Origin of the sequence: Asaia prunellae JCM 25354 (genome assembly GCF_000613885.1) — a bacterium.
GTDB lineage: Bacteria > Pseudomonadota > Alphaproteobacteria > Acetobacterales > Acetobacteraceae > Asaia > Asaia prunellae.
In genome coordinates, this window is record NZ_BAJV01000002.1 from 1 (window position 1) to 19,854 (window position 19,854).

Sequence of the window (19,854 nt, forward strand, 5' to 3'; positions counted from 1 at the left end):
CGCGCCATGGCTGTATGGGTATTTCCCGTAAATATCCTTTCCGATCTCAGGCAGTTCCAGAGTGGCGTTGCATGCGTTCAACCTCTCTGAGGGCGCGACAGGAATTTACGCCGAGCAGCGACATATCGATATGCAGCTCTCTTTGAAGCACCCTGATTGCATGTTTGATTCCAGCCTGTCCTCCCACAGCGGCGGCATAGAGAAAGGGGCGTCCGATTATGACTGCATCGGCCCCGAGAGCAAGACCTTTGACGATATCCGTACCACGACGAAAGCCGCTGTCCACGAGTACCGTCATATCGTTACTTTGAGCTTTGACCGCTTCCAGAACCTCTACAGGGGAAACCGCGCAATCAAGCTGGCGACCACCGTGATTGGAAACGACTACACCTTCAGCCCCTATTTCACGCGCGAGTCTGGCATCTTCAGGGGAGAGAATGCCCTTTATGATGAAAGCGCCTTTCCAGAGACGTCTTATCATCTCGGCATGTTTCCAACTGAAGCTTGCATATCCTGTAACTGCTGTGATTTCCCGTGAGAAAATCGACGGACGTTGAACCGGATCAATATTGCTAATTTTTGGTACGCCACGCTGCAGCAGGGTGCGCCAGCCTGTACGGTAAAGCCAGGAAGGATGCGCGCCATATCGAGAGCCAGTCGTGTCGTTGGTCGAAACGGCATAGTATAGCCATTTCGCATATTATTTTCCCTATTCGACCTACGGCGACATCAGCAGTCAGGAAATAGGCAGTAAAACCTGCATCGGCTACACGCTTGAGCATGCGGTCTATATTGTTCTCATCAGGCTTCTGGTACCCGGCAAACCAGCTTCCAGGATAACTGCGTCCGATTTCCTCGATCGGGGTGATGGCATTGGCACTCAGAATATAGGGGATATTTGCCACCCTTGCGGCTTTTGCCATCGCGTTATCCGCGTCATGGCCGACAATGGCAGAAGCTCCCATCGGGGCAATCATGAAAGGGCTGGCATAGTGCTGGCCAAAAAGCGTTACGCCTTGTGTGCAGGCTGATACATCTCGAAGTACGCGCGGGACAAGACGTATGTGCGCAAGTGCATCGCGGTTATGGATCAGGCAGGTACCATCATCGGCTCCACCCTGCACATACCCGTATATGGCCTTGGGAAGATGTCTGCGTGCCAGCATCTCGAAGTCATCGAGATTCAAAACCTGCTTGAGAGATTTGATGGATATACCGGTCATGCCTCAGATCCTTGCAGCTCAACTGCCCGTCAACGTTGTCTGTCGGGTGTTTGTATCGAGGGGTAAGGGCGCGATTGACCCCACGATAAAGAGATAGGAAAGGGCACCAAGCAGCCCGAAGGCGCCCGTAGCGCAAAGAGGGATCATGAAGGAGCCATGCGTAAGACTCACCATGAGCCCGGTGAAGCTGGCGATCACGATGCCAGCGATATTGGCTGCGCTGTTCTGCATCCCGCCCAGTGTCGCAACAAGATCCGCATTGGGGGCAATGTCGGCGGGTAAAGACCAGATATTGGCTCCCGTGAAGGCAATGCCACCGAAAGAGAGGGAGAGCAGGGCGATACAGAGCCATGTCTGGGTGACAAAGGCAGAAAGGGCAATGACCGACGATAGAACCAGTCCGCCGACGAGGCAGGTCTTGCGTGCTGCCGTCAGGCTCCAGCCATGCCGGTGCAAAGCATCTGAACTCCAGCCTCCAAGCCAGGCAGCCGGGATGGCAGCCAGGCCGGGGATCATGCCGATCAGCCCCAGATCCTTGAGGGAAAAGCCGTGTGTTGTCACCAGATAGCTCGGAAACCAGGTGGCGTAGAAATAGAAGACGAAATTCGAGCAGAAAAACCCGAGCATCATGCCCCAGACTGTCCGGTGTCTGAGCAAGAGTCGCCAAGCGCCTGGCGGGGATTTCATGGCCGGTGGTTGTGCCGCACGAAGTGTCTCCAGTTCATCAGCGGAAACACCCGGATGACGATCAGGATCATGATAAAGGGCCAGCCAGACGATCATCCAGATCAGCCAAGACCGCCTGTCGCGACAAAGGCAAGGCGCCAGCCGAGCCAGGCAATCAGAAGAGCAACCAGTGGGAGTGAGACCGCAGCACCCGCCCGTGCGCCGCTATCGAAAATCCCTGCAGCAAGACCACGCTCTGTTTTGGGAAACCACAGTGACGCCACTTTGGTATTGGACGGATAACTGCCCGCTTCACCAATACCGAGAGCAAGGCGCAGGCCCAGTATGCTCAGTGGGCCGCGTACAACAGAAGTCAATGCGGTACAGACCGACCACCAGATGACCGCAACGGCATAGGTTGAGCGCACTCCGAAGCGATCCACGATCATGCCAAAAGGCAGTTGCATGAAAGCATAGGTCCAGAAGAACCCGCCCAGGATTATCCCCAGAATAGCCGGATCGATATTGAGTTCTTTCGCCATGAATGGTGCCGCTATGGCGATGGTCGCACGGTCTATGTAATTGATGGTGGTTGCAGCAAAGCAGAGGATGATCATCAGCCAGCGCAGTCGGGGCATGATCTCTCTCCTGTTATTGGAGATCGCGGAACACCTTTCTGCACCGGCAGGCTGCCGGTGCAGGAAATGATGTCTATTTCGGCAGGATACGACGCAGATAATTGCGATTGGTGGCACTTACGCTCAGACCATCGCCACCGTAATGTTCGACAAGAAAAGCACTTCTGAAGCCATGGGCCAACGCCATCTTGATGGCAGCGCGGTAGCTGATCACACCAAATTCCAGCGGTGCCGGGGCTGTGACAACCATGCCTGATGTCGCATCTTCTGTGCGGTAGTAGTTCTTGACGTGCCAGTAGCGGGCAAAAGGCGCGACTTTCTGCATCATGGAAGCCCAATGTTCCACCGGTCGATGCAAGCGCACCAGATTGCCAAGATCGGCATTGATTCCGACATTCGGGTAATCGACATCCTGCACAAACCGTACCGCGCTGTCTGCCGTGCCGAGATAGGTATCCTCGTACATTTCCAGAGACAGTCCGATACCGACTTCCTGGGCGTGACGGGCCAGTTCCCTGATACGGCTGACAGCTTTCGTCCATGTTTCCCTGTCGTCCGGGTTGACCGTACCCTGCGCTGTCCAGAACCATAATGCGGCTTTCTGGGCGGGAGTCAGGGGATAAAAGAGGCCAAACGAGACCTCCTTGATACCCAGTCGCGCCGCAGTATCGATCACGCGATGGCTGTAGGCGAGATTCTCGTCGGCCTGTTCGGGGTCGATGATGGAACGACGTGCCGTAGAGAGTCCGGGTATGGTCAGTCCGGCTTCTTTCACAAGATCGGCAAAGAGCTGCTGGCGCGGCAAGGACAGATCAGCGAGCCTGATCCATGAATCGGTGGGATCTATTTCAGTGAAACCGGCATCCGTGACTTCGGAAAGGGTTGCGGCCCATTCTTCCGGTTTCTGATCCTGCACGCTTGAGCCGTCCGGCAGGATATTGGCGTATTGGATCATTGCAGCGGCAATGGGCCAGTTGGTGCGGTTGAAAGAGGATGACATGGGTTAAGTCCTTTCCAGTTTGCGTGAATTGAAGGCCTGAACTCATCGGGCAGGATGATGACTCTGCTGACTGGTGCGTGGCAGGAAAGCCGCGATACTCAGCCCGATCAGCCCGGAAAGAGCGACCGCGTAGAGTCCGGCCGCAGGGCTCTCCCAGATATGGGAGGCAAAGCTGCGGATATTGGGAGCGGCAAAACCGCCAAGATTGCCGAGAGCGTTGATCAGGGCTATCGCGCCGGCAGCCTGAACCCCTGTGAAATGGGCAAGAGGAAAATTCCAGAATACGGCCTGGACCGTCACGACACCTGCCGCTGCGACGCACAGGCCGATGATGGCGACAATTCCTGAATCAGCACTGGAGATTACCAGTCCGATGGCTGCTGCGCCGAGACAGACGAGCAGACCCATTCTTGGGGCATCGTGCTTCTGCACAAGACGGGTGATGACAAATGTCGAGAGAATGGCAAAAGCCCAGGGTATACCGCTTACGACACCCACGCGAAGACCGATCTTTTCATGCAGGATTGTGGAGACCTGTTCCGGCAGATAGAAGACCACGCCATAGCTCGCGATCTGCATGACCATATAAAGGGCGAGGAACTGGAGCAGCTTGGTGGACTGGAGCAGGGCGCCTATTCTGACGCGTTCATGACCTGCCCCTTCCTTGCTCTCGGCCTCGCGACGCAGAATGTCGCCCAGAGTGCTTTTTTCCTGAGGGGAGAGCCAGTCAACATCCTGGGGTCTGTCCGGTAATATGAACCATGTGGCGACACCCAGAACAACCGCCAGTCCACCTTCGATCAGGAACATCCATTGCCAGCCGGCAAGGCCCAGAATTCCGTCCAGATTGAACAATGCGCCCGAGAGCGGATTGCCAAAAGTCATGGCGAGCGGATAACCGAAATAGAACACGCCGAGAACTCTGGTACGTTCTTTCTGAGGAAACCAGAAGGTGAGATAGAGCATGATGCCGGGGAAGAAACCGGCTTCGGCAATACCCAGTAATGTACGCAGGATAATGAAAGACAGATTACCCTGTGTGAACATCATGGCAGCGGAGACAAGTCCCCAGGTCACCATGATCCGCGCCATCCAGCGTTTGGCGCCTACGCGATAAAGAATGAGATTGCTCGGAATTTCGAAGAGCGCATACCCCACGAAAAATACGCCGGCGCCAAATGCGAACATGGCGTCAGATACACCGACATCAGTATGGAGTGCCTGCTTGGCAGAACCGATATTCGATCGGTCGAGGAAAGCGACAATATACATGAGGATGAGGAAAGGCAGCAGCTTGGCAAAAGCCTTCCCCGTAGCGCTTTCTCTCAGGGTCCCGGCACTGGTGTCGGGAGTCTCTGTGGCAGCGGGTCTGGCTGGTGGATCATTGGTCATGAGGCTCGGCTCCTCATCGCACTCTGAATTGTTGATACGGGGTGCGGATGTGGTCAGGCTGAGAAGGAAAGAGTGATTTCAGGCAATTCGCCCGCCCAGTTCATCGTCGATATGGGCCTGTATGATCTCGTCGAAGCTCTGCTCGGTCTTGAACCCGAGCGCCAGCGCCCGTTGTGGATCGAAGCCGCGCGCCCAGCCTGCGACAATGCGTGCAATGGCCTCGTCCGGTGCTCTCCTGATCAATGCCACAGCCTTGTCGCCTGCAATGCGACGCAGAGCGGCAATCTGCTCGCCTACGGTGATCGAAAGTGCGGGCATGGAAAGATTGGGGCGTTCGCCCAGTAAAGAGAGATCGAGGGTAGCGGCATGGCGCAGAAACTGAACAGCCGAGCGAGGACTCGTCATCCAGTGACGTGTGGTATCCGGCACAGGCAGAATGGCTTCCTGCCCGACAAGAGGCTCACGGATAATGCCCGAGAAAAAGCCGGAAGCGGCGCGATTGGGCTTGCCGGGACGTACACAGATCGTGGGCAGGCGCAGACCAATTCCGTCGAAAATGTTGCGACGACGATAATCGGCGAGAAGCAGTTCACAAATAGCCTTCTGGGTGCCGTAGCTTGTCTGGGGTGTCAGGATGTAGTCGTCGGAAATGATATCGGGAAAATCGCCTCCGAAAACAGCATTTGAGGAAGCAAAAACAACGCGCGGCTTCCATCCTTCACGGTCATTGACCTGTCGGATCGTTTCGAAAAGCGCGCGTGTACCATCAAGATTGACTGCGTAGCCTTTCGTGAAGTCAGCTTCGGCTTCGCCGGAAACGATTGCGGCAAGATGATAGATGATATCCGGTCGGCCATTGAGCAGGCGCTCTGCGGCGCCATGCTGGGTCAGATCGCAGGTCAGGGTTTCACAGTGACCAGTAAAACCCGCAGGCGTATCCGGGGCGATGACATCGGCCAGGGTCAGTCGGAGGGAAGCATGATCAGCAGAGAGTGGTTTTTTGACCAGACTCTCGGCGAATTTGCGTCCGATCATTCCTGCGGCACCAATGACGAGGATATGCATTTTGTCACCTTTCCTGTCGGGAGACCCGAGTCCAGATGAACAAAACCTATCTGAAAGTTAATCAGGCGCTAGACGCAAGATGGAAAGGGGCGATCAGCATTCTTGATCGCCAGTGCTGCAATTGCGTTGAAGACCAGTAATGCTGCCGGGGTCAGCGGGCGTTCTGTCTGACTGATCAGCGAGTATGCGCCCAGAAAATCGGGCATTGATACCGAAAGGCGGCGGATCATACCGGCGCGTTCGTAATGTTTGCTGACACTGCATGGAACGACTGCAAGCAGAGTGGAATGCAGGAGAAGATCGATCGTCGCAAACATGGATGATGCTTCGATAGGGTGTGCAGGAAGAGGAAGAAGAGCCGTTGTGAAGGCGGCTTCGATCGCACGTCTCATGGGGCTGGGTGCGGTTTGGAGAATCCAGCGTTCCCTTGCAACGTCTTCGAGTGTGAGGGTTCCCGGATCATTGAGAGGGTTGTTGCAGCTTGTCACAACACAGAGTGGCTCCTTTGCCAGATCCCGGCAATCAAGCGATGTCGGGCCATGGAGACCGAGTGGGCGCCCGATGACGAAATCAAGCCTGCCGCTCTCCATGCCCAGAAGCAGGGCATCGCTTGTATCGACGGAAAGTGAAAGACTGATACCCGGCTGGGACTGGGCGATTTCAGCGAATACAGGTGAAACAAGGTCGGGCAGGGCTGCGACGATCGAGCCCACACGCACTGTGCCGTATGTTCCTTGCTGCATCGCATTCATATCGAGCTGCAAACGATCGATATCATTGAGCATCAGTCTTGCGTGTCGTGCGGCCAGAACACCGCTGGGTGTCGGAAAGACGCCCTGTGAAGAACGTTCGAACAGGCGTGTATTGAGCGCATGCTCCACCTCCTGCAGTAGTTTGGAGACTGAAGGCTGAGAGAGATTCATCCTTGCCGCGGCACGATGCAGGTTATTGGTGTTCTCCAGTTCCAGTATCAGACGGAGATGTCTGAGTTTGAGGCGATTGATGAGCGAATGGGCCGTCATGGGGTCTGATCCGGAAAAGAGCGCGTTGCAGGCATCAGGGAGCGGGGGAGACGGCTCAGATCTCCATTGGTTCAGCTCTGTTTTCCTGACCCAGGGCTGATCTGAGCAGGGAGAGAACGGTAATGGCGGCAGGGGTAAACGGCCGCTCTTTCGAAATCATGATTCCCCAGGGGGCTACGTCGAAGGTGAAATCGATCGGCATTATGGCGATCTGGCCGATATCGGCCTGCAACTGTGCTGCCGGTGCAGAAAGAATGGTAAGCGCATCAGTGCGGGTGATGTATGTCAGGGTCATCATCCAAGAATCCGAAGAGACAATGCGCACGGGGAGAGAAAGCTCCCGCTCCAGAAGCATCTCCTCGAACCTCTGGCGCGATCGGCTGCCACGGCGCTGGAGGATCCAGGAACAGGAGGCAAGGGCCTCGAGCGACACGGGACTTCTGGCGAGAAGCGGATGATCAGGACGGGATGCAATCACCAGGCGCTCTGCAGCGATTTCCTCATATTGTACAGGATAGGCTGAGGGCATGACAGGGCGTCTGCCGAGCATGATATCGATCTGCCCGTCGCTCAGCATCCGGAACAGGGTATCGCTGGGTCCGCTGCGTATTTCGAGTTCGATCTCCGGGTATGTCTCCTGCGCGACGCGCAGCATGTCCACGAGAGATTGTATGACGGGTCCGTCAATTGCCCCGATAGAAACATGGCCGATGTGGCCGTCGACAAGCGCATTGAGTTCAACACGGGTCCGCTCCAGCTCATCCAGCATGGCTACAGCATGGCGTGTCAGTACATCCCCGGCGAAAGTAGGAATCATGCGTCTTCCTTCCAGACGGAAGAGGCGGATTTTCATCAATTCCTCGAGATCGCCGATGAGTTTTGAGGCAGCTGGCTGCGCCATACCAAGGCTCTCGGCTGCGGCTTGCAGTGTCGCGTGACGTGAAAAAGCGGAGAGAAGCTGCAGGTGTCTCAGCTTGAGTCGCGAAGCGATGAACCAGTAGGGGCCGAGATGCGAATGCGACATAGGTGATTTCATAGTCAAATGGTTATGTATCGGGTGGATACGACTATTGGACGTCCCTCTGATCGAATGACTATTTGTTTCGCCCGGATCATCGCTGGAACACTCCGTTTTCAGCGTCCATCAAAATGATTGTGAAGGTAGGGCGACATGACGGTTCAGATCATCAGAAGTGCAGCAATCATCGGTGCCGGGTATATGGGCGGTGGTATCGCACAGAGCCTGGCAGCTGCAGGGATGCGTGTGACGCTTGCTGATGTCTCGCCTGAAGCGACACAGCGTGCGCTCGAACGCCTTCTTGCAGAAGCCCGTGCGTTCGAGGATCAGGGATTGATCGTACCGGGCAGCCATGAGCGCATCATGAGCAATCTTACCACCGCGTCCTCTATCGAGGACGCGGTGCGCGATGTCGATTTCATCGAAGAGGCTGTATTCGAGCGTGAGGATGTCAAAAAAGAGGTTCTCGGGCGTATCAGTGCTGCCGCACGTCCCGATGCCATTATTGGTACGAATACGTCGACCATACCGGTGCATGTTCTCGCGCCCATGGTAAGTGGCCAGGAACGTTTTCTGACGGTGCATTTCAGCAATCCGGCACCTTTTATTCCGGGTGTCGAACTCGTTTCGGGGACTGCCACGAAGCCCGAAGTGGTGACAACGGTCAGGGAAATGCTGGCGCGGGTGAACCGGCAATCGGCAGAGGTGGCTGATCGTCCGACTTTCGTTTTGAACAGGCTGCAATATGTGCTGTTCAAGGAAGCGAATACGATCATTGAGGAAGGTATTGCTACGCCGGAAGACGTGGATACGATTGTACGGTCCACATTCGGCTTTCGTCTGCCCTTTTTCGGGCCATTTGCGATTGCGGATATGGCAGGGCTGGATGTTTATGTGAACGGGTTTGTTACTGCCGAGAATGCATTTGGTGCGCGTCTGTCCTGTCCTGAAACTGTCAAGCGCCTTGTCAGTGAAGGAAAGCATGGCGTCAAGAATGGCGCCGGTTATTATGGCAGCTATAGCCGGGAAGAGGCAGAAGAACTCGTTGCCTACAGAAACAGGGCCTATGCCAAGATGGCTGAACTGCTTCGTGAGCTCGGACCTTCTCCCCTTGAGAAGAAGAAGCGCAAAACCGGGAAATGAAAGGAATTTCCCGGTTCCCGGGCGTCATTATCCGGCGTGAAAAAAAGTCTTCTTTAGGTGTTTCCTTTCACACTATCTCTTCTGTTCATCGCGTGCTGGCCGAGGCTGCCGCGATGGGACAAGTAGAAAGATTTCTTCATAATTCTTCTGCCAGATGTGAACAGTCAGTGATGTCAAAGTAAAATGTGCAGATTACGATATCGTAATAGAATGAAAGCATATGCGATCTGTCGTTTCCGAGAGTGGTATCGATGCCTGGAACTATTAATGGGGGATTTTGATTATATACGGTTTTATACATGTAAGAATATTTTCAATACATTAATTGATTTTATGACTTTATCATTTAACGATTGGTAAAATCTTGATGTTTACATCTCTGTCCAGTTTGATTTAGATAAAACAACATTCACAGTTGTGGAACAGGACTGATTGCCCATGTCTGGACGGAAGCGTCTCCCCGGATTGCTGTGCTGACTGACCAGACAACCCGACGGCAGGTGCTGCGATCGCGTGTTCACAGGGCGCATGAGGAGCTTGACACCCTGATTGGCGCTCTTGAGACAAGCCGTGATTACAGGCGGTACCTGCGAGGTATGGCGGCGTTTCGTCTGGCGGCCGAGAGTGCGACTGATGCGGCATTTTTTCCATCATGGTTGAAGGGATGGCGCCCGGTCTCAACGCGCGTTGCCTTGGAAAAGGATCTTGCCACTCTGAAACTGGCCCCTCTGTTCATGTCTGCAATAGCACCTCCCGATACGGAGTCAGCGCTTCTGGGTATGCTCTATACGCTCGAAGGGTCTGCCCTGGGTGCGCGTCTGATTGCCAAGCGCGCTGCCTTGCTTGGGTTTACTGAGGCACATGGAGCGAGCCATCTGGCGGTCCAGACCGGAACCCCCGGGAATTGGCGCGCGTTTCTTGACTTGTTGGAAGATGCGCCGGTTTTCGAAGCCGAAGAGGCGGGGCGGGCTGCGTCTTCTCTCTTCGGGTTTGCATATAACGCCATGATCCTTGTGGATCGCGCAGGGGATGAAGTTCATGGCTGAGTTTGGTCAGGTTGATCTGACGAGTTGCGATCGTGAACCGATCCACTTACCCGGTAGCATCCAGCCGCATGGCTGCCTCGTAACCTGCTCGGTAAGCGATTTTGTTGTTCTGCGTCATTCTGCCAATGCACCCGATATGCTGGGGCAGGAGGGTCTGACGCTGGGCAGCAATCTCATTGAGCTTTTCGGCGCAGATATCATACATGACATCCGCAACGGACTCACCTTGAGTGTGACGCAGCGTCGTCCTGTTTTTCTGCTCAATCAGCTTCTGAGTGGAAACAGGCAATTCGATCTTGCTGTCCATATCGTCAATGGCGAGGTTGTCATTGAATGCGAACCTGCTTCTCCGACGCCTCGTGCTACCAAGTTTCTGACCCAGCTCCATGGATGATGGACAGGGTACGCAAGACAACCGATATCACACGACTTTTCGATGTCGTGACCATGCTGATGCGTGGTCTGCTCGATTATGATCGGGTCATGGTCTATCGCTTTGCTGATGACTGGTCGGGCAAGGTGGTTTCCGAAGCGCGTGCCCTCTCTCTGGAGAGTTTTCTCGGGCAGCATTTTCCTAGTGCGGATATACCGGCTCAGGCACGTGAACTTTATCGGCGCTCACCCATACGCATGATTGGTGATGTCGGGTACACGCCTGTCCCGATGGTTGAGACTGAAGGGCTTTCCGCTCTGGACATGTCTCTTGGGCAATTACGCAGCGTATCGCCCATCCATTGCGAATATCTGACCAATATGGGTGTGCGGGCCTCCATGTCGATTTCGATCGTCATTGATGGTGCATTGTGGGGCATGATCGCCTGTCATCATTATTCTCCGCGCATTCTGCCAATCGCAGAACGTGCCGTGGTGCAGATGTTCTCGGAGTTCTTTGCCCTTCAGATCATTGTCATTCTCAAGACGACGCGATTGCAGGTGGCCGAACGCACACATGGACTTATCGAGAGTGTACTGCGTAACGCCGCCTCTGTGTCGGATATGCCTGCCTATCTGCGGGGGCAGATCAGCAGGCTGGCGCCTTTGATCCAGTCCGACGGTATCGCGATATGGATCGATAACGAATGGACAGGTCACGGTATCTCGGCTCCGAAAGACGTGCAGGATCAGTTTGTCGAGCTGGCTTTGAAAAAGGCCGGGACACAGATCTGGCAGTCTGACCACCTTGTTGAAGATCATCCATGGATTGCAGCGCATACGGCCCATGTGGCGGGTGTGCTGATCATACCGATCTCTCCTCAACCCCAGAATTATGTCTTCCTTTTCCGTCGTGAAATTGTTCAGACCATCAATTGGGGAGGCGATCCGCAAAAGACTTATGAACATGGTCCCCATGGCCCACGCCTGACGCCACGCCAGAGCTTTGCTATCTGGAAAGAGCAGGTGCATGAGCGATGCCTGCCATGGTCGAGTTTCGATATCGAGGCTGCTGCTCAGCTTCGTTCTGCGCTGATCGAGGTTATGGGTGTTTACCATCAGCAGCAGCTTTCGGAACGTGCTGATGCTGATCTGCGTCAGCGTATGCTCAATGAAGAGCTTAATCACCGCGTCAAGAATATCCTGGCTGTAGTGCAGTCACTGATCGGGCGCCTGTGGATCGGGACCGGACGATCGAGGACTATGTCGAGGTCCTGCGCGGGCGGATAAAGGCACTTGCCAGTGCTCATGATCAGGTGGCCCGAAGCGATGGCGGTGGCCTGCTTCGTACTCTTCTCGAGGCTGAGCTCGAACCCTATCGGCATCAGCCTTCTGCGGTAGTGCTTGAAGGCGCCAATCTCTGGCTTTCAGGGCCGGCACTTTCGGTTGCGGCGCTGACATTGCACGAGCTGGCGACCAACGCTGCCAAATATGGTGCCCTGTCATTACCTGCCGGAACCTTGTCCGTAAGGTGGTTTCTGGACGAGGCGCAGGAAAACTGGGTGCTGGAATGGACAGAGACAGGTGGCCCGCCTGTCAAGCCTCCCAAGGGAAATGGGTTTGGTTCGGTATTGCTCGAACGGGCGATACCCCATGAGCTGGGCGGGACGTCAATCCGCGAATTCCGCCCGGAAGGGTTGTTCATTCGTCTGACCTTCCCTGAAAGGCATGCTTTTCTGGTCTCCGAAGAGGAGGCAGAGCCTGTGTCAGAGGAGGCGCCTGCAGCGACAGCTGCCCAGACAGAACTTCTCCACGCCTCCTATGTCCTGCTCGTCGAAGACCAGCTTCTTATTGCCATGGAGACCGAACAGGCACTTGAGGCGTATGGTGTGCGTCATATTCGTACCGTTTCGTCAGTCTATGAGGCGGTGCAGGCTATTCGTGAACGCAGTCCCGATGTGGCTCTTCTTGATTTCAATCTGGGCAAGGAAAGCTCACAGGAAGTGGCCACTCTTTTGCGCAAGAGGGGTATCCCCTTCCTGTTTGCGACAGGCTATGCCGATCGCACCATGATTCCGCAGGAATTCCAGGACGTACCAGTACTGCGCAAGCCATATTCCATTACAAATGTGGTTCAGGAACTCCTCAAGATGCTTCCAAGCTGAAAAGCACTACGGGTCGTCTTTTCGCACTTCACGAGGCAGCCGTCTGAAAACGGCTGAGCGTTGCGAAACGGCTATTTTCACGGGTAGGTGTTCTTGACTTGTTCTGGTCCGCTTCCCATCTGTTGAGCATGAAAAAGACCCTTGCTGCCCGTCTGGAAATCTTGTCGGATGCTGCCAAATATGACGCATCCTGTGCGTCCAGTGGGGTAAGCTCCAAGAAAAAGCCGGGTGAAGAAGGACTGGGGTCAAAAGCCTCGAACGGGATCTGCCACGCTTATACACCTGATGGGCGGTGTATTTCATTGCTCAAGATCCTGATGACCAATTTCTGTATCTATGATTGCGCTTATTGCATCAACCGGTCTTCTTCCAAAATAGAACGTACGCGGTTTTCTGTAGAAGAGATCATATGGATTACGCTCGAATTCTACAGGCGCAACTATATCGAGGGGCTCTTTCTGTCTTCAGGCGTTATTCGTTCTTCCGATTACACCATGGAGGAAATGGTGCGTGTGGCGCGCGAGCTGCGCCTGAAACATCATTTCCACGGATATATTCATCTCAAGACCATTCCGGACGCGGCTCCTCATTTGATTGAGGAGGCCGGGCTCTATGCTGATCGTTTGTCGATCAATGTCGAAATGCCGACTGACGATGGACTTGCGGCGTATGCACCCGAAAAGGATGCGGGTCATATACGACAGAGCATGGGAGCCTTGCGTCTCAAAATCGAGGAATCGGGAGATCGCAGCCTGACAGGTCGCAAGCCTCGCCGCTTTGCTCCCGGAGCAGAGCACACAAATGATTATCGGGGCTGATCACTCAACAGACCGCGATATTCTGCGTAGCTCCGCATCCCTTTATTCAGGTTATGCTTTACGGCGCGTCTATTATTCTGCGTTCAGTCCTATCCCGGATGCATCTCTTGCCTTGCCAGCCCAGTCGCCGCCGCTGCTTCGAGAGCATCGACTTTATCAAGCCGACTGGATGGTCCGTTTCTACGGATTCTCGTTTGACGAGATCGTGGCTCAGCGCGAGGACGGTATGCTTGATCTTGAGCTCGATCCGAAGCTTGCCTGGGCCTTGCAGAACCGCGCCCTGTTCCCTGTTGATCTGAACCGTGCCAGCCGTGAGATGTTATTGCGTGTTCCCGGGCTGGGGCCGCGTTCGGTAGCAGCCTTGCTTTCAGCCCGGCGCCATTGCGTTATCCGGCTGGAAGATGTGGAGCGACTGAAAGTCTCTTTGCGAAAGATCCGCCCTTTTATTGTTACGGCAGACTGGACGCCCGCGCGGCTTCTTGATCGTGGCAACCTTTCAGCTCTGTTCAGTCCACAGCCTCAGCAGCTCAGCCTGTTATGAAGTACGTCCACCTTGCCTGCGATTCAGATTTTGACACATGGCGGGACCTCGCTCGTGCCTTGCTTGCTGAGGGCGTTGCCCCAGGTGAGGTCGAATGGAAAAGTGCGGATGAGGAACAGCCCGAGCTGTTTATGTCTGAAAGCGTGGTCGTCGATCGGAATACGGCCATTCAGTCGTGCCATACACCGGTAGGCCATGTTTCCAGGGCAGGGTTGGCTCTGCTTCGCATGATTTTGCGCCATCATGATCCGCAGCGTTTTGCATTGGGTTATCGTCTTTTATGGCGTTTGCAAAGGGAACCCGAGTTGCCTGCAATCGCGACCGACCCGGATATCCGTGAGGCAGCGCGCATGACGCACCAGATAAGGCGTGACATGCACAAGATGAAAGCCTTTCTGCGTTTTCGTGAGTCGAAGAGGGAAGGGGCGGAGGGGCGACGACAGTTTATTGCCTGGTTCGAGCCTGAAAATTACATCCTGGAAAGTGTGGCACCGTTCTTTGCTGAACGTTTTTCGGACATGGACTGGATGATTCTGACGCCGATTGGCTCCATTCTTTTCGAGAGCGGGAAGACATTATGCGATCGGACGCCCTGTGCGCCGCCTGATCTCAGGGATGATGTCGAGACGCTCTGGCACAGCTATTATCAATCGATTTTCAATCCGGCGCGCATCAAGACAAAAGCGATGCGTTCCGAGATGCCGACGAAATACTGGAAGAACCTGCCGGAAACACGTCTGATTCCCCAGATGCTTGCTGATGCTGAAAATCGTGTTGCCGCGATGGTAGCGCTTCAGAATGATGGAAGAGCGCCTGCTTTTCACGCGCGTCACCAGGCAGAATGGCGCGAGAAGGAGGTTCTGGCTCAGGCAGAAGGGGAGGCGCTTACCGGCCTGCCGGCGCTTTCCCATGCATTGGAAACGTGTCAGCGCTGTGATTTGTGCCGCTATGCGACCCAGAGTGTACCTGGAAAGGGCCCCGATAATGCGGCGCTGATGCTGGTGGGCGAGCAGCCTGGTGATCAGGAAGATCTTCAGGGTATCCCATTTGTCGGTCCTGCGGGGAAAGTTCTGGATCGGATCCTGTCAGAGGTCGGGATTGATCGGCAAGACGTCTATCTGACCAATGCAGTCAAACACTTCAAGTTTGTCTCGAAGGGTCGTCGTCGCATTCATCAGACGCCGGGACGTGCCGAAATCGTGGCCTGTTCCTCTTGGCTGCAACAGGAAATCGGACTTGTCAGACCCAGGCTGATCGTCACTCTTGGAGCGACGGCGCTCCAGGCTGTGGAAGGGCGTGTCAGTCGCCTCGGTGACATGAGGGGGTATGTCCGTGACGGAAATGAAAGGCGCCCGGCCAGTCTGGCCACGATCCATCCCTCCTACCTCCTCCGTCTGCCGGAACCGGAAAGGGCCCGTGAGGAGGAGAGACGCTTTGCTCAGGAGCTTGTCATCGCGCGGGATTGGCTCGCCACGTACCAAGAGCAGGTTTCAGGCTGATCAGTCTGCGTTCTCCTGAATCCAGACAGCGGCGTTGGCGGGAAGAAGTCCGGGTTTGTCTATCGGCTGGCTTGCGATCAGGACCTTTCCTTCAGGTATGGTTGCATCGCGATCACCACAGTTGAGAATAATCCTTATGGGACCATTGCGGAATTCGACAATGTCCTTGCGTTCTGCGGCCCATTCCAGAGAACCGTAGCCAAGCCCCAGGGCCTTGCGATGCGCGAGAAGGTCCCGATAGAGTGCAAGAGTGGAAGTCGGGTCTTTTTCTTCTTCGGCTATGGCGTAATTTCTGTAGTTTTGAGGTTGAGGCAGCCAGAGTTTACCACTCTCATTGAAGCCCAGCGAAGGGCCGTCCGCTTTCCACGGAAGGGGGATGCGACAGCCATCACGACCGATTTCCTTTCCGTCTGTACGAAAGAAAGCCGGATCCTGACGGTATTTCCTGTCGAGCTTCGTATGATCAGGCAGACCCAGTTCCTCGCCCTGATAGAGTGTGACCGATCCGGGCAAGGCGAGGGTCATGAAAATTACCGCACGGGCGCGGCGCAGGCCAAGTACCTCATCAGGCTGCTCATGATCTGCATCGATTCCCTGGGGGCGGGCGCCTGCGTCTTTGAGCCCGAGCCGGGAGGCGTGGCGGACTGAATCGTGGTTTGACATGACCCAGGCGGTTGTAGCCCCGACCTTGTGCATGGCATCAAGAGAGTCCGTGATGATCTTGCGGTATTTGGCAGCGTTCCAACGGCAAAGCAGATAATCGAAATTGAAAGTCTGCTGCATTTCGTCGGGTCGGACATAACGGGCAAGTCGCGAAAGCGGCTTTACCCAGGCTTCAGCAACCAGCATCCGGTCACCAGGGTAACTTGCCAGAAGCTTGTGCCAGGCACGGTAGATTTCATGAACGCCATCGCGATCCCACATCGGAGCATCGCTGGGTGTCTTGTCGTCATCCTCGCCAACCATGGTGGCGCGATCAGTGTAAGGAGGCAGGCCCTTTTCCTTGATCAGGCCATGAGCGACGTCGATACGGAAACCGTCCACACCACGATCAAGCCAGAAACGCAGGACAGACTCAAATTCGGTCCGTACTTCCGGGTTGTCCCAGTTGAGATCGGGCTGGCAGCTGTCAAAAAGATGCAGGTACCATTGACGTGGTTTGCCGTCCTTGCGTTCCGGCTCCTGAGTCCAGGCAATGCCTCCGAAAACGCTTTTCCAGTTGTTTGGCGGCTCGTGCCCGTCCTGACCCTTGCCGTCACGGAACAGATAGCGTGCACGGGCGACGCTACCCGGTTCGGAAGCCATCGCCTCTTTGAACCAGATATGCTGGTCCGATGTATGATTGGGCACCATGTCGGCTATGACACGCAGTCCGTGATCATGCGCTTCTCTGATCAGCGCCTCATAATCGGCGACTGTGCCAAAAAGCGGATCAATCTTGCGATAATCGGAAATATCGTAGCCTGCGTCACCCTGAGGTGACTGGAAGCAGGGGGAAATCCAGAGAGCATCGATACCAAGGCGCTCAAGATAAGGCATGTGACTGATAATGCCGGGAAGGTCGCCAATGCCATCGCCATCTGAATCGGCAAAAGAGCGCGGATAGACCTGATAGATTACCGCGTCTTTCCACCAGACTGGATCTGAACCGTTCTGTGCCATGGCTTTTTTCCGTGATCGTGATGAGAACTGAACACGGAAAGAAGCATGTAGTTGGCGCCGTCACACAAAGTTGCGAGGCCGGGAGGTACTGTTCCCCCGGCTCCTGTTTTTTATTTCTGATACCCTGCCTGACGGATCACACGGTTGGTTGCCGCATTTGCGGCGGCAAGTCCGGAATCAACTGTGCTGGAACCGGCAAGGATCGAGGCGACAGTCTGCCCCACCTGGGTGCCAATTCCCTGGAACGGGGTAATATCAACAAACTGGGCGCCGATATAAGGGCGGGGTTGTGCCGTCTGACCGGACGGGTTGGAATTCTCGATGGCTTTCAGCACGAAAGAGGAGAATGGTGCGACCTTCTGATATTCAGGCGACTGGTAGGACGAGCTGCGCGTGCCGGGCGGGATATTGACCCAGCCATCGGTCTTCGCCACGAGTTCGATATACTCTTTCGAAGTAGCCCACTGGATGAAAGTGCTGGCAGCATCGGCATGAGTGGACGAGGCTGGAATGGCCAGATTCCATGACCAGAGCCAGGTTGGACCGCCCTTGAAGCTGCCTGTGGGCAGGGATGCAAACCCGACCTTGTCGGCGACACTGCTTTGTTTGGGATCGAATACGGTCCCGGCCGCGCTTGTCGCGTCAATCCAGATAGCACAGTGACCAGTGGCAAAAAGTGAGAGATTTTCATTGAAGCCGTTTGCGCTGGCTCCAGGTGGTCCAAACTGCTTGAGCAGGGACGTATAATAGGTGATGGCGTTGTGCCAGGCTGGCGTGTTGAGCGTGGGCTTCCAGTTCATGTCGAACCACTGGCCACCGAAGCCGGTCACCATGGTGGTGATGATGGTGATGTTCTCGCCCCATCCGGGCTTGCCCCTCAGGCAGATACCGTAGGTGTCGCTCGCCTTGTCCGTTGTCTTCTCTGCAAATTCGCGGATCTGGTCGTAAGTCGGTGTCTCGGGCATGGTAATCCCGGCCTTGGCAAACAGATCCTTGCGATACAGCGTCATAACGCTCTCGGCATAGAAGGGCAGGGCGTAGACCTTGCCTTCATAGCTCACGCTTTCACGTACAGGCGCAATGATGTCGTTCAGGTCGTATGACGCAGGGAGAGAGTCGAATTTGTAGAGCCAGCCCTGTTTGGCCCAGAGTGGAACCTCGTAATTGCCGATCGTCAGGATGTCGAACTGTCCGGCATGGGTAGCGATATCGGTCGTGACGCGTTGACGAAGCACATTCTCTTCGAGCGTGACCCAGCGCAGGTGGATATCAGGATGCGCTTTTTCGAAGACGGTCGAAAGCTTGCGCATCTCGATCATCTGCACGTTGTTCACCGTTGCGATGGTGAGAGTCGTGTCAGCTTTGGCATGGGCAGCAAGGCCGAAGCCGAGGGCCGCGCTGGCCAGAAGCAGGGTTTTCTTCATATTGGACTGTCCTTGGATAGGCACCTGGTGAGGCTTGCACAAAGAGAAGCGGGTCAGGAGGGGTGGCAGGGAACGTACCCGGGACTTATGTGGCGCAAAAACACCACGCGTAGCTGTGAGACGGGTAAATGTAACAGGAAAGACGAGAATGCGCAGTCGCATTTCTGCCACGATATGGCGTTCTGGATGCAGCCGCTTCAGGCTTGCACAAAGACAGGGTTCGCATGGCTTGTATCGGTCCGGTTCGTCATACGTCACTCCACAGGGAATAGACCGGATGACGGTGTCATTCTTTCCGGAAATTAACAAGGAAATGACATTGGTGTAACGTCAATGTGTTAAACGTGACGAAATTGCTGCGACAATGTGCAGAACAGCCATCCGGCGTTGACCGGTATTCTTGTAACAATCAATACACTCTGTAGTGCTTTGGTCCTAGTTCTCCTTATTCTTCTTGCTAGAGAGAATTCACAGGCATCGTTCTGGATGTCTTCTCAAATATAGGAAGATGACGAGCATGATCTCGAAAAAGACTTTCTGCATGTTGGCAATCGCCGCAGCGCCCTCTTTCATGGCGCTGGCCCATGCACATGCGCCAGTACCCCTTCCTCCAGGACCGCCAGGTCATATGGGACCCATGATGCCGCCACCGCTCATGGGTCTGCTTCGTGGTGTGGATCTGACCAAGGAGCAGCGCGAGAAAATCCATGCACTGATGCATGGTCATCGCACGGAGCGCCGTGAGGCCATGCATCAGCGTTTCGATCTGGATCATCAGATTGCCGCTCTGCTGATGGCGAAGGGGCCGGTCGACAGGGCCAAGCTTGACACGCTGATCAAGCAGAAGGAAGTGCTTAATGCGAAGGATGAGGAAGCGATGGCTGCCGATGCGGTTGCCATTCATGACATTCTGACTCCCGAGCAGCTCGACAAGGCGCGCATGACACAGGAAAAGCTGGACTCTCTTGAAGGCCAGATCCGTGATCTTCTGCGGCCGCCTCATGCGAAGGGTGATGCCGACAAGGACGAGCCCGACGCTCCGTGAGTGAAGGCTCTTGCATGAGATCCTTTCAGGGAAAGTAAGACTCTGTTTTCCTGAATGATCAGACGGGGTGGGCGCACGAGAGACGCTTTTGTCTTGACTTTGTGCTCCCGTCCCT

The 19,854-nt window shown here is 55.0% G+C and carries 18 protein-coding genes and 1 pseudogene; 8 read left to right on the plus strand and 11 right to left on the minus strand.

Annotation, left to right across the window (positions count from 1 at the left end):
• Positions 1 to 46 precede the first annotated feature (46 nt).
• From JCM25354_RS19640 to JCM25354_RS01395, 9 genes are all read right to left on the minus strand, one after another.
• Positions 47 to 601, minus strand: a complete 555-nt coding sequence (locus JCM25354_RS19640) for an alpha-hydroxy acid oxidase (RefSeq protein ID WP_084294590.1) — start codon at positions 599 to 601, stop codon at positions 47 to 49.
• Positions 573 to 1,223 (minus strand): alpha-hydroxy-acid oxidizing protein, encoded by a 651-nt coding sequence (locus JCM25354_RS19645; protein WP_051537155.1) that lies wholly within the window; start codon positions 1,221 to 1,223, stop codon positions 573 to 575. The genes JCM25354_RS19640 and JCM25354_RS19645 overlap by 29 nt, the downstream gene beginning before the upstream one ends.
• Positions 1,224 to 1,241: 18 nt before the next feature.
• Positions 1,242 to 2,006 (minus strand): MFS transporter, encoded by a 765-nt coding sequence (locus tag JCM25354_RS22875; RefSeq protein ID WP_199899881.1) that lies wholly within the window; start codon positions 2,004 to 2,006, stop codon positions 1,242 to 1,244.
• Positions 2,007 to 2,011: 5 nt separating this feature from the next.
• Positions 2,012 to 2,527, minus strand: coding sequence for an MFS transporter (locus JCM25354_RS22880; RefSeq protein WP_199899882.1), 516 nt, complete (start codon positions 2,525 to 2,527; stop codon positions 2,012 to 2,014).
• A 73-nt stretch (positions 2,528 to 2,600) separates the two neighbouring features.
• Complete coding sequence (locus JCM25354_RS01375; protein WP_025884681.1) at positions 2,601 to 3,527, minus strand: sugar phosphate isomerase/epimerase family protein; 927 nt, start codon at positions 3,525 to 3,527, stop codon at positions 2,601 to 2,603.
• A 42-nt stretch (positions 3,528 to 3,569) separates the two neighbouring features.
• Positions 3,570 to 4,919, minus strand: coding sequence for an MFS transporter (locus JCM25354_RS01380; RefSeq protein ID WP_025884682.1), 1,350 nt, complete (start codon positions 4,917 to 4,919; stop codon positions 3,570 to 3,572).
• Positions 4,920 to 4,997: 78 nt separating this feature from the next.
• Positions 4,998 to 5,984: a D-erythronate dehydrogenase gene (gene denD, locus JCM25354_RS01385; protein WP_025884683.1), complete on the minus strand. Its 987-nt coding sequence runs from the start codon at positions 5,982 to 5,984 to the stop codon at positions 4,998 to 5,000.
• 68 nt (positions 5,985 to 6,052) lie between these two features.
• The gene (locus JCM25354_RS01390; protein ID WP_025884684.1) at positions 6,053 to 7,006 is read right to left on the minus strand and encodes a LysR family transcriptional regulator; all 954 of its coding nucleotides are present in this window, start codon (positions 7,004 to 7,006) and stop codon (positions 6,053 to 6,055) included.
• A gap of 55 nt (positions 7,007 to 7,061) precedes the next feature.
• Positions 7,062 to 8,030: a LysR family transcriptional regulator gene (locus JCM25354_RS01395; RefSeq protein WP_025884685.1), complete on the minus strand. Its 969-nt coding sequence runs from the start codon at positions 8,028 to 8,030 to the stop codon at positions 7,062 to 7,064.
• Between the two features lie 147 nt (positions 8,031 to 8,177).
• Here JCM25354_RS01395 and JCM25354_RS01400 point away from each other — a divergent pair, with 147 nt between their 5' ends.
• The 7 genes and pseudogenes from JCM25354_RS01400 (at position 8,178) to JCM25354_RS01420 (ending at position 15,608) form a co-directional block, all read left to right on the plus strand.
• Positions 8,178 to 9,167 carry a 3-hydroxyacyl-CoA dehydrogenase family protein gene (locus JCM25354_RS01400; RefSeq protein WP_025884686.1) on the plus strand — a complete coding sequence of 330 codons (990 nt, stop codon included), beginning with the start codon at positions 8,178 to 8,180 and terminating at the stop codon, positions 9,165 to 9,167.
• 500 nt (positions 9,168 to 9,667) lie between these two features.
• Positions 9,668 to 10,213: a biliverdin-producing heme oxygenase gene (locus JCM25354_RS19650; protein WP_148301343.1), complete on the plus strand. Its 546-nt coding sequence runs from the start codon at positions 9,668 to 9,670 to the stop codon at positions 10,211 to 10,213.
• The gene (locus JCM25354_RS22885; RefSeq protein ID WP_199899883.1) at positions 10,206 to 10,607 is read left to right on the plus strand and encodes a hypothetical protein; all 402 of its coding nucleotides are present in this window, start codon (positions 10,206 to 10,208) and stop codon (positions 10,605 to 10,607) included. Before JCM25354_RS19650 ends, JCM25354_RS22885 begins: the two co-directional genes overlap by 8 nt.
• Positions 10,604 to 11,875, plus strand: a complete 1,272-nt coding sequence (locus JCM25354_RS21525; RefSeq protein ID WP_199899884.1) for a GAF domain-containing protein — start codon at positions 10,604 to 10,606, stop codon at positions 11,873 to 11,875. The genes JCM25354_RS22885 and JCM25354_RS21525 overlap by 4 nt, the downstream gene beginning before the upstream one ends.
• A complete protein-coding gene (locus JCM25354_RS21530) occupies positions 11,821 to 12,750 on the plus strand; it encodes a response regulator (RefSeq protein ID WP_199899885.1) in 930 nt (309 codons plus the stop codon). Before JCM25354_RS21525 ends, JCM25354_RS21530 begins: the two co-directional genes overlap by 55 nt.
• Before the next feature lie 128 nt (positions 12,751 to 12,878).
• Positions 12,879 to 14,109 (plus strand): annotated as a pseudogene (locus JCM25354_RS15820) (putative DNA modification/repair radical SAM protein).
• A complete protein-coding gene (locus JCM25354_RS01420; RefSeq protein ID WP_025884688.1) occupies positions 14,106 to 15,608 on the plus strand; it encodes a UdgX family uracil-DNA binding protein in 1,503 nt (500 codons plus the stop codon). The pseudogene JCM25354_RS15820 and the gene JCM25354_RS01420 overlap by 4 nt, the downstream one beginning before the upstream one ends.
• On the opposite strand, the gene JCM25354_RS01425 is transcribed toward JCM25354_RS01420, so the two are convergent.
• Both JCM25354_RS01425 and JCM25354_RS01430 read right to left on the minus strand, forming a co-directional pair.
• Positions 15,609 to 17,270 carry a glycoside hydrolase family 13 protein gene (locus JCM25354_RS01425; RefSeq protein WP_025884689.1) on the minus strand — a complete coding sequence of 554 codons (1,662 nt, stop codon included), beginning with the start codon at positions 17,268 to 17,270 and terminating at the stop codon, positions 15,609 to 15,611.
• Between the two features lie 110 nt (positions 17,271 to 17,380).
• Positions 17,381 to 18,856 (minus strand): ABC transporter substrate-binding protein, encoded by a 1,476-nt coding sequence (locus JCM25354_RS01430; RefSeq protein WP_456303677.1) that lies wholly within the window; start codon positions 18,854 to 18,856, stop codon positions 17,381 to 17,383.
• A 355-nt stretch (positions 18,857 to 19,211) separates the two neighbouring features.
• Between JCM25354_RS01430 and JCM25354_RS01440 the strand changes: the two genes are divergently transcribed.
• Positions 19,212 to 19,739 carry a Spy/CpxP family protein refolding chaperone gene (locus JCM25354_RS01440; protein ID WP_159103428.1) on the plus strand — a complete coding sequence of 176 codons (528 nt, stop codon included), beginning with the start codon at positions 19,212 to 19,214 and terminating at the stop codon, positions 19,737 to 19,739.
• Positions 19,740 to 19,854 lie beyond the last annotated feature (115 nt).